Genomic DNA, 8,946 nt, shown 5'->3' with positions numbered 1-8,946 from the left:
AATGGCTAAGAAAAATAATTGAAAGAAGAAAGCTGTATCTGACTTAGTTTCTGTGAGTGGATAAAATAATTTCGCTAACAACGCAGGATAACGGACAAGCCGTTCCCTGCTAACCATTACCCACGTAGAACAAATATGTTTAGAACACAAGTTGAAATATTTACTCCTCGCAGTTTTGGAAGGATTCCAAGACGTCCTGAAGATGGTTACATGGCTGAAGATGTAACTGAATCCATAATTCATCAAATAAGCGAGGAAAAACTTATCAAGAGAGTTCAAATAAGCGATTATATTTCTAATACTGTTCTCGAAAAATTGAATCGCTTATTTATATTACGTCCTGATATTTCTTTTCGTGTATATGGAGGGGCTGACAAAAAATTTGGATATGGGGATGATTTCAATGGTTGGAATCTGGATTTCCTGCGATTTGTTCCTGATGTACAAAATATCGTAATAGGCGATTTTGAATATAAGAATACTGACTTATCTATTCTTTCAAGTTTGTCAAATCTAAAATCATTGACATTAGATATTTATGATTTAAGGGATTTTTCTTTTGTCAAAACGCTGTCAAGCCGATTGGAACATTTGTATATAGATGCGGTTTTGAAGAATGGCAAACCTGTGTTTGATTGCCAATGGCTTTTGCGATTCAAAAATCTCCAATCCCTCTTTCTCGGGAAATTAGATAAGAATCTTGAGTCTATCGTAGGACTAAGTCAATTGAAAAAGTTGGAATTAAGGGCTGTAAAGAACAAGGATTTGTCTTTCTTAAAACAAACGCCTATTAATGACTTGTCCATTTGGTGGTGTGACGGTTCAAAAATAGACTTGACGGTTTTGAGTGATTTTAGGACTTTGCGCCAACTAAGCCTTATTAGAATATCTAAATTGGATGATATTTCATTCGTTAGCACACTCACGGGACTTGAAAGACTTGAGTTGATTTTGTTAGCCAATATTACTAAGATACCAAACTTATCCAATCTAAACAAATTGACCGAAGTTTATATTGACACGTTAAATAAGTTGGTTGATATTACAAGTCTTGTAAATGCTAAAAATTTGAGAAAAGTAAATATGTTAGGCGTTAAAAGTATGACAAAAGAATCTGTATATGCAGTATTAGATAATCCGAATGTGGAAGAATTACGCTGTTTTGGCGGCAAATCAGAAATAAGTGATATACAAATAAATCGAAAAAACAAAGAATAAATTACGTGGGTAACAAGCACCTGTTCCGCCTAACGGCGGCAAGCTGCAAACCATTACCAATAACAGTGCGATAAGGTAAGCCAAAGATTTTATCATCATCAAAATTAAATACAATGGAGAAAAGTAGAGATTTTCAGTTATTTATGACTCAAAATGATGAGCAGCAATTTTGTGAGGAATTACGAGGGTACAATCCTAATATATTCTTTTTAGATATTTCTCCTTCTTCGGAAGCTGACATTAGCAAAAGACTATATACGTCTGTTGTAAATTCATCAAGTTCTTTCTTCTCTATCGTAAATTTTGATTTGATGACAATGGAAGAATTAAAAACGAGATACAAAAAATATGGCGAATATTACCATTTTGGTAGTATTGCAAGGGAACAAATGCAGTTCTTACGCTCTAAGCCGGATGTTAATGATTCCCATTTTTTAAGAAATGGTCGTATTGCTGATTCATATAACATTGAAGATAAGGATGAAAAAGAATGGAAGAATAAGGTATATGACATTTTAAAAAGGCATGGGGAAAAAGTTTTTTTGCTTTACCAAACATCACATGGATGTTGTGAAATTAGTATAAAGCCACAAAAAGGAATTGTTGCATATCCCTATGCTCTTAGGAAATACAACGGTCAAAATGGTTTCTTTATGAAATGTGGTGATGCCATATTTGTTGGTAAAGAGATTGCTCTTAATAATTAGGAATAGAAATCTTTGGCTAATACTTAAAAAAATATTGGTAACAAGCCGGGATAACGGACTAACGCCGTTCCCCGCCAAGCCATTATGAACAATTAAAGCGCAAAAATATGAGTATAAAAGAACTAAATAGCATTTATGCTTTCGGTTATGGGCTATTTATATATTCGCCCGGTACACTCAATGAATGGATGCAAGAGAAGAAATGCCGGGCAAAGAAAATGCTGTCGTATCTTGATAAGCATAAGGATATGTTTTTGGAAATGATTGCCAAAGGGATAGCATTGCCTATCTATCAAATACCAACGTATCAATATTCAATCTATATCACAACAGAAAAAGATGTGAATATTCCAGAGGATTGGGAACAAGTTTATCTTTATAAAGATTGGTTTATTACAATCGGAACAGATGATAAACTTTGCTTTTCTTCTTTTGAGTTTTTTGAAGAACACCGTGATTTGATAGCTAAAAGTCAATGTGTGTTTATGGGAGAAGTATTTGATATAAATGATAACCCACATTCGTTTTATCATTCTGATGAAATACAAATGCCTAAAGGTAATTATCGCTTTGACATTTACGGGTTAAAACGAAAACACCCTTACTCGGAAACAGACAGAGAAAACTGCAATAAAAATTATGCTTATCTATTTGCTTTCCGAAAAGTCGATAACAACAGCAACGAGAACTTAGAACGGTGTGATAATGATACTCACATTTTTAGTATAGAAGAGTATTTGAAAGAAGTTCATAACAACGAAAGATAGCATCTGACGATGCTCCTTTCTAACCATTATAAGCAACAGAAAAACGGAAACAATATGATAAAATACATTTCGGGAGATATATTACAGAGTAAAGATGAGTACATAGCACAAGGTGTAGCTGTTGGCTCACAAGAAGGATTAGGAACTGGGCTTGCCTTTAAGCTATCAAGTCAATTCCCCGAAATCCAAAAACTCTTTAAGAAGTACACACGAAACACTAAGTTTCAGGCTGGCGATGTGTTTATAGGAGAAATCAAAGGTTTCTCTCCGTGTATAATCTACATAGCCACACAACCCGATATGTATCATGCAGAACTTACATATCTGAATAAAGGCTTGAAACGCTTGAAAAAAGTGTGCGAAAGCAAAGGTATCAAAACTGTGTCGCTCCCGAAAATAGGTGCAGGTTTGGGTAAGTTGGATTGGAATAGTGAAGTCAAACCTTTACTTGAAAGTATTTTATCTGATTGTGAAACGGTATTCAATGTATATGAAGATTACAAGATTGAATACGAAATTTAGCTTATAACATGCACCTGTTCCGCCTAACGGCGGCAAGCTGCAAACCATTAGTAATCAAAGTTCAACAAATATGTACGAAAAGTTTTTAGATAAGAACCTAAATATCATCTGCCAAACGGCAGATGATGCTTTTATTGCTAAATATGCCAATGTCGTATCGGAGAACATAATCACACTTTGGAAAGAAGTTGGATTTGGAATGTTTTGCGAGGGATTATTTAGGATTATTGAACCTAATGAATATCAGGCAATAATAGATGATTGCTATCCGATGGCAGGTTTTGGTTTAGCCACACCATTTATGACAACAGTTTTCGGTGATATATTTGCCTATGTGAAAGATTGCAGGATAGGTGATTATGTCGTCTTTGTCAATGTGAGATACGGAACATTCAGGATTTTATCCGATAAGGTCGATATACTGTTTAATATCGTATTATTAAATAAGGGCTGCTTGTCTTCATGGTTTTCCTTAGATGAATATCCCATAATAAAATCAGCCAAAGGTATTCCGGCATTAGACGAATGTTACGGTTATGTTCCGACATTGGCATTGGGTGGTAAAGAAGCAATAGATAACATCCATATTCTAAAAACTATTCCCTACATAGAAATGTCACTCCAATCTATCGGAGATTTGAAACGAGTGCAATAACAGATTACTAACGAAGCGCGATAACGCTTACAGCGTTCCTCGCTTAGCCATTAGTCACAACTTGCAATAACTTATAAATGATAACAGCATGAACAATGACATTATAGTGGCAGAGGATGAAGATGTTAAAATCATCTTTCATTTCAAAGTGTTTTGCGAACTATTAAAAGAGTGCATATCTACATATGGAAATACTACCATAGAGAATGCACAGCAGCTGGTTAAAGACTTTCATCCTCTACAACAGCCAATAAACACAACTGATGATGTTGTTTTCTTTTCTCACGAAAACATTTATCATTGGGCAATGCTTGCTCTATATGGTGAAACGTATTGGCTTACACATCCTGAATGCGAAAAGCTTCCCGATAGTTATGAGAAATGGATAGAAAGTGCTTTAGCCCGATATGCTTTGGATGACTGTTATGAATTTATAAGCAAGAATAATAACGTGACTAACAAAGCGTGATAACGCCTAACGGCGTTCCCCGCTTAGCCATTAGCTGTAATAGAGCATGAAAAAGATTATTTTCTACATATTGGTATTTCTGTTTTGTTTGCCTACACAAGCACAACAGCGTTTCTTCGGTGTCATTCAGGATGCGGACGGATATACAAATGTACGTGACACAAGTGGAACAGTAATAGGCAAATTATTGGATAATCATGTATTTGTCGATTGGGATGCACAAAAGAACCATGAAGAATGGCATAGCGTAGAATATGGAACAGAAACGGGTATAACTAAAACTTGCCCGAATGGGAATACCCATGCAAGGGAAATCCATAAAAGCCGCATCCGTTATTTGGCAGATTTGCCACAGTTGAAGAAACAGCCGCAAAGTACGGATAATCATCTTATATATGCCAACGACACATTAACCGTAGAAATAGGCTTCCAAGATTTTAATCTCCAAAGACATGCCTTTGTTTATGACTTGGAAACTGGTTTTGTTCGGAGTATTGACGGTTGTTCTGACTTGATAGGCATAGATAATAATATTCCACATAAAGAGTATGCGTCTATCACCGTCAAGTACCCTGCCGGGATATTGGAATTTCCAACAGCATTTATAACGCATCTATACGAACCGAACCAAAACAATGTTGTCGTGGCATTGGGTAAAGGAAACACTCTGTTCATAAGCACACAAAACAGTGATGGTACAGGAGGATATTATGCTGTATGGACAGTAGAAAATTATCGTGTTAAAAGTCTGTTTGTTTTACATGACTTTTGACTAAAATACAGCTAACAACGCAGGATAACGGACAAGCCGTTCCCTGCTAACCAATAGTAATAACTTGATAAACATAAACGAAGAATGAATATAAAAGAGATTATTTCTAAAATCAACAATATGAATCTTCAATCCGAAGAAGATTTGCAAGAGGTAGAATCTATTTTAACAGAAATGGATAATACTTTAATCGAGCCTTTATTTAGATTGCTTGAAAGGCATCCACATTTCAACTTTGGCAATCCCGGTCGTGTAGTCCATTATTTGGAAAAATTTGATAATAATACTTATGCCCCTTTTTTATATGCTTCTATCCGTAGAGTGCCTACTGAATATAATATATGGATGCTTAACAGATTCTTAAACTCTCTTGACACTTCTGAAAAATCAGAAGGTATAGTGATTTTAGAAGAAACATCGCAGAAAGATATTGATGAAGGACTTAGAGAATGGGTGAATGACTGTTTGGATGAACAGAAAGAGGAATGAATTATTACTAACGAGCCAAGATAGCTGCTAAACGCAGCTCCTTGTCAAGCCATTAGATGTAATTATATGACATGAAAATCTATGAGAATAAAATATTGAGAATACTTGGATTTATTTTTATTTGGATTTATGTATTCGGTGTGGGCATTTGCTTTGCTGCAAAATGGTATGCTATTGGAATATCAGGAGCTATCTTATTGGTTGTTTGGTTAAATTCCGGACTTATTGGTGATACTATTTATAAATATAGAGTAAAACAGGCTACAAAACAAATAAAAAGGTATGGAATACAATTATTTGTTGATTTAAACCAATGTAAAGTCACTACACAGAAATGGAATACCAAGAAATTAAGGATGCAAGAGCCTATCTTTCGGATATTCCATACATGGGAAATCCAATTTTGGAATGGTGTCAGTGGCTATTTATTCCCTGACATTTATCATAGTGAACAAATCGTGTCCACTACAATATACACCGTAACGTACACAACCAAATACAATGGAAAGACAAAAACATTTCGCAGTGATGCAATCTTGAAGGAAAAAGTTTCATTGGAAATGCTATTGCAACACTATGGAATGACAACGATTTACATAAATCCGAAGAATGACAATCAATATTATTTTGATTTGGATTTTCTAAAATAGATACAGCTAACAACGCAGGATAACGGCAAGCCGTTCCTTGCTGAACCATTAATATTAAATGAGAAAAAACGATGAATTGGTATAAGTATTGGTATTACACAATTTATTTCATTTATGACCATTTCAGTAAAAACGCTGAAGATAACAAAATATATTCCATTGGATTTTTTTCCTTAGTTATATATATGTTATTTACAGTGTTGGGATGCTTTATAAATAATTTCTTCGACTTTGAATTAATTGGATATATTGCGCATCCCTTTTCCCATTTGATATTCATATTAATTACATTTCTTATAAACAACCTCCTTTTTGACAATACAATAAATGCAAGAAAAGACAGGATGCTTTATAAAGAATTTAAAACACAAAGAAAAAATGTTTTCTTTATCTTATTGACAATTGGAATTATTTTCATGTTCAACTACAATGCTATTTACTTAAAGAAATATTTTTTCTAATTAGGACAACAATAATATTAACAAAGAACGACAACCCCTGAACGCAGTTTCTTGTCAAGCCATTAACAATATGAGTAGCCTTATCACAGCAAAGAGATTTGGGAAAGTTCTGATATGGGTATGGAACAGATGTATAAAGAAAACTGCCATTCCTTATGAAGAACTTGATTTCCATTACCCCGATTGGGCTTTCATTATTACAGGTTGTATCTTTTTCGGGGTTGTGGTAGGTGTTACCCTGCTTTATTTTGCTTTTATAAAACAATAGACTATTTACAATGAAAGCCCGACTTAAATACCCGATATTCAGCTTTGCCCCCAAAGGCAACATGATATACGTGTTTCGCAAGGAAGAACTGTACACAACGACCAATACCGAGTTGTTGAAGAAGCGGAAGAACTACATTGTAGTGGATGCAACCGGGACGAAATATGTTGAAAAGGGGGCGCACAAAGTGAAGTGGCAAGGGATATTCGGATATTGTATCAGGATGCAGGGACGTGTGATTTCCATTGAATACGAGTACGGGGACAACCCCGAACCGTTCCCGTTACGGAAACTGCAAGAACTGGTAGCGGAACGATACCCCAAGACACGGTGGTTCAAGGAAGAATGCTGGAACAGCGCAGACGAGTTCCGGCAAGCGATTTTCGCCTGCAAGACCTTTGAGGAAGTGGCGGACATACTGATGCCCGAACGAAAAACGAGCGTTTGGCAGCGCATTGAAGAATATTTCCTGCGGGCAGGTTTTCTTATGCTTGCCGCCATGTTCCTTTATCACGTGGTTTGGCGGCTAATCCAAAAGTTTTGGCTATGGGCTACCGGGTAACGTACAGAAAACAAATCAATTTATTCAGATATGGAACAACGGATTACATCATTATTGCTTCCTGCTCCCGAAGCGGAGTTGGAAGCGTCCTGCAAGGAACTGGACGAAAAGGTAACATGGCTGCTGCACAACAGCCGGAAAATGGACAACTACTTGGAACTTGAACCGTTCAGCAAGGACGGGCGGCTGTGCGCCCACGTGTGCGACACGCTCAAGAGCCTGCCGGAAACGCCGACACTGGCGGCATACAAGGACTACAAGGCAATCATTATCCTGCTGGGTATGTCCACCACCCATTACGCCATACTGGACGAACTGGCGGAACAGCACCGCAAGCGGGACGAGATACCCGAACTGACCGCCTACTGCGATGCGCTCCACTGGATGCGACCGGGACGGCAGTACCTCTGCAACGTGTACAACACGGTATGCCACGCTTTCCACCTGCTACGGAGAAACCCGGTAAGAGACAACCGCCTGCTGGTGACGGAAAAGGAACTGCGCCACGCCGAACGGATGCTGCCGGAGCTGGGCAGGCAGACATTCACCGAAATGGTGCGTCTGAAAGGCTACATGGTCTATGATGCCGAGCAACTGGCGGACAAATGCGGCATGGAATACGGCTCGTTCCGACGGAAGGTAAAGAAAATGACCGGGTACACGGCTAAGGAATGGGTGATAAAGGAGCGTGCAAAGGACGTGGAACACTACCTGAAGAACACCAACCTCACGCTTACGGAAGTGGCGTTCACCACCGGGTTCGCATCGACATCGAACCTGAACGACTTCTGCAAGGCTTACTTGCTGGACACACCGGGCGAGATACGCAGAAAAGCGCAGGAAACAAGAAAATGCACAGTTACAAGAACGTAATGTGAAAAATCAAGAATAAAACAGATTTTTTATGCCCGTAACTTTGTGCTTCATAAAAGATAAGCACAAGGTTATGGAACATAAGATACCGTTGGAAACATACTTCGCCGGACTGCTTCAAAAAGTGGAATGGCAGATACAGGAATACGAGGACACCGCAGCGGACACGCTGACGCTCTGCCGCCTGTGCGTGGACTACCTGCAAGAGATACTGGGCGAACTCAAAAACTTTATAATCTCCTACCCGTTCGCCAGCACGGAAGAGGAAATACACTTCTTCAAGGAACTGAAACCGCTTTTAGCGAGCAAAATCATCTATTACAACACCGTTTACAAGATAGAGGTGCGCTTCCCCAGCGGCAGCGAGGAAGTGCAAAGGGACTACCTGCTGTCGGAAACCGACCGGATTTCAAAGTCGTTCCAGCGGAACTTGGCGTTCTACCAGTACCACCGAACGAAAGCCACCTACTTGGACAGGCAGTATTTCATGCGTGGGAAGCCTGACATACAAATCATCGTGGACAGTTTCTATT

Annotated in this window: 13 protein-coding genes; all 13 read left to right on the top strand. The window is 38.1% G+C overall.

Annotated elements, in window-relative coordinates:
• Window positions 1–135 precede the first annotated feature (135 nt).
• Window positions 136–1,218 carry a leucine-rich repeat domain-containing protein gene (locus H8S64_RS21670; RefSeq protein WP_186978693.1) on the top strand — a complete coding sequence of 361 codons (1,083 nt, stop codon included), beginning with the start codon at window positions 136–138 and terminating at the stop codon, window positions 1,216–1,218.
• A gap of 113 nt (window positions 1,219–1,331) precedes the next feature.
• On the top strand, window positions 1,332–1,925 hold the full coding sequence (locus H8S64_RS21665; RefSeq protein WP_029427652.1) for a DUF8467 domain-containing protein: 594 nt from the start codon (window positions 1,332–1,334) through the stop codon (window positions 1,923–1,925).
• A gap of 107 nt (window positions 1,926–2,032) precedes the next feature.
• Window positions 2,033–2,692: a hypothetical protein gene (locus tag H8S64_RS21660; protein ID WP_186978692.1), complete on the top strand. Its 660-nt coding sequence runs from the start codon at window positions 2,033–2,035 to the stop codon at window positions 2,690–2,692.
• 54 nt (window positions 2,693–2,746) lie between these two features.
• On the top strand, window positions 2,747–3,214 hold the full coding sequence (locus H8S64_RS21655) for a macro domain-containing protein (protein WP_186978691.1): 468 nt from the start codon (window positions 2,747–2,749) through the stop codon (window positions 3,212–3,214).
• Between the two features lie 70 nt (window positions 3,215–3,284).
• Window positions 3,285–3,869, top strand: coding sequence for a T6SS immunity protein Tdi1 domain-containing protein (locus tag H8S64_RS21650; protein ID WP_186978690.1), 585 nt, complete (start codon window positions 3,285–3,287; stop codon window positions 3,867–3,869).
• Between the two features lie 88 nt (window positions 3,870–3,957).
• Window positions 3,958–4,338, top strand: coding sequence for a hypothetical protein (locus H8S64_RS21645; RefSeq protein WP_117887889.1), 381 nt, complete (start codon window positions 3,958–3,960; stop codon window positions 4,336–4,338).
• A 46-nt stretch (window positions 4,339–4,384) separates the two neighbouring features.
• Entirely contained in the window at window positions 4,385–5,110 is a 726-nt protein-coding gene (locus H8S64_RS21640; protein WP_118442094.1) for a hypothetical protein, read from the top strand.
• 84 nt (window positions 5,111–5,194) lie between these two features.
• The gene (locus H8S64_RS21635; RefSeq protein ID WP_117887888.1) at window positions 5,195–5,599 is read left to right on the top strand and encodes a hypothetical protein; all 405 of its coding nucleotides are present in this window, start codon (window positions 5,195–5,197) and stop codon (window positions 5,597–5,599) included.
• A gap of 71 nt (window positions 5,600–5,670) precedes the next feature.
• Window positions 5,671–6,249 carry a hypothetical protein gene (locus H8S64_RS21630; RefSeq protein WP_065537819.1) on the top strand — a complete coding sequence of 193 codons (579 nt, stop codon included), beginning with the start codon at window positions 5,671–5,673 and terminating at the stop codon, window positions 6,247–6,249.
• Between the two features lie 531 nt (window positions 6,250–6,780).
• Window positions 6,781–6,978 carry a hypothetical protein gene (locus tag H8S64_RS22660; protein ID WP_065537818.1) on the top strand — a complete coding sequence of 66 codons (198 nt, stop codon included), beginning with the start codon at window positions 6,781–6,783 and terminating at the stop codon, window positions 6,976–6,978.
• 10 nt (window positions 6,979–6,988) lie between these two features.
• On the top strand, window positions 6,989–7,540 hold the full coding sequence (locus H8S64_RS21625) for a hypothetical protein (RefSeq protein WP_004326093.1): 552 nt from the start codon (window positions 6,989–6,991) through the stop codon (window positions 7,538–7,540).
• 30 nt (window positions 7,541–7,570) lie between these two features.
• Entirely contained in the window at window positions 7,571–8,413 is an 843-nt protein-coding gene (locus H8S64_RS21620; protein WP_149965478.1) for a helix-turn-helix domain-containing protein, read from the top strand.
• 31 nt (window positions 8,414–8,444) lie between these two features.
• Window positions 8,445–8,946 (top strand): RteC domain-containing protein (locus H8S64_RS21615; RefSeq protein WP_186978689.1); only part of this gene is annotated, 502 nt, incomplete at its 3' end.

The sequence above is a fragment of the Butyricimonas hominis genome, assembly GCF_014287455.1.
GTDB lineage: Bacteria > Bacteroidota > Bacteroidia > Bacteroidales > Marinifilaceae > Butyricimonas > Butyricimonas muris.
This window is presented reverse-complemented; position numbering and strand designations above follow the sequence as displayed.

Coding starts and splice junctions, on each gene's coding strand:
- H8S64_RS21670 (WP_186978693.1), top strand. CDS start 136: ATGTTTAGAACACAAGTTGAAATATTTACTCCTCGCAGTTTTGGAAGG.
- H8S64_RS21665 (WP_029427652.1), top strand. CDS start 1,332: ATGGAGAAAAGTAGAGATTTTCAGTTATTTATGACTCAAAATGATGAG.
- H8S64_RS21660 (WP_186978692.1), top strand. CDS start 2,033: ATGAGTATAAAAGAACTAAATAGCATTTATGCTTTCGGTTATGGGCTA.
- H8S64_RS21655 (WP_186978691.1), top strand. CDS start 2,747: ATGATAAAATACATTTCGGGAGATATATTACAGAGTAAAGATGAGTAC.
- H8S64_RS21650 (WP_186978690.1), top strand. CDS start 3,285: ATGTACGAAAAGTTTTTAGATAAGAACCTAAATATCATCTGCCAAACG.
- H8S64_RS21645 (WP_117887889.1), top strand. CDS start 3,958: ATGAACAATGACATTATAGTGGCAGAGGATGAAGATGTTAAAATCATC.
- H8S64_RS21640 (WP_118442094.1), top strand. CDS start 4,385: ATGAAAAAGATTATTTTCTACATATTGGTATTTCTGTTTTGTTTGCCT.
- H8S64_RS21635 (WP_117887888.1), top strand. CDS start 5,195: ATGAATATAAAAGAGATTATTTCTAAAATCAACAATATGAATCTTCAA.
- H8S64_RS21630 (WP_065537819.1), top strand. CDS start 5,671: ATGAAAATCTATGAGAATAAAATATTGAGAATACTTGGATTTATTTTT.
- H8S64_RS22660 (WP_065537818.1), top strand. CDS start 6,781: ATGAGTAGCCTTATCACAGCAAAGAGATTTGGGAAAGTTCTGATATGG.
- H8S64_RS21625 (WP_004326093.1), top strand. CDS start 6,989: ATGAAAGCCCGACTTAAATACCCGATATTCAGCTTTGCCCCCAAAGGC.
- H8S64_RS21620 (WP_149965478.1), top strand. CDS start 7,571: ATGGAACAACGGATTACATCATTATTGCTTCCTGCTCCCGAAGCGGAG.